Genomic DNA, 544 nt, shown 5'->3' with positions numbered 1-544 from the left:
CTTAACGCAGCCTCCCACGTCCTTCATCGGCTCCTGATGCCAAGGCATCCACCGTGTGCCCTAAAAAACTTGGCCACAAAGATGCTCGCGTCCACTATGCAAATCTCAAACAACAAACAGGCCCACCGCCCGCACCACCCCACAAAAGAGGCAGCTTGGCACGGCCCTGCATTGAGGTCTCACAGACCACGAGCCCACCCCCGCAAGAGAGGCGAGCTCGCTGGTGTCCATTTCCTCAGGACCCAACAGTGTGTTTCAGACCCGGCCCAAGCCCCCACGACCCCGTTCCCACTCCCTCACAAGGAGGGCGGTACTTGCGGCCCGGCAACCCGGTCCAGCTGACTAGCCAGTGCTCCACTAATGAGCGTGCCGTGCGTGAGACATTCGCTCACGGTCACAGCGTGGATCAGGCCGAGACCTGATCGGGTGCTCCTTAGAAAGGAGGTGATCCAGCCGCACCTTCCGGTACGGCTACCTTGTTACGACTTCGTCCCAATCGCCAGCCCCACCTTCGACCGCTCCCCCCAGCAAGCTGGTTGGGCCA

The 544-nt window shown here is 61.2% G+C and carries 1 rRNA gene; it reads right to left on the bottom strand.

The window, feature by feature from the left end:
• Positions 1 to 437: 437 nt before the first annotated feature.
• Positions 438 to 544 (bottom strand): 16S ribosomal RNA (locus KIK09_RS57215); the annotation flags it as partial.

The organism is Nonomuraea sediminis, from assembly GCF_018531495.1.
Classification (GTDB): Bacteria; Actinomycetota; Actinomycetes; order Streptosporangiales; family Streptosporangiaceae; genus Nonomuraea; species Nonomuraea sediminis.
This window is presented reverse-complemented; position numbering and strand designations above follow the sequence as displayed.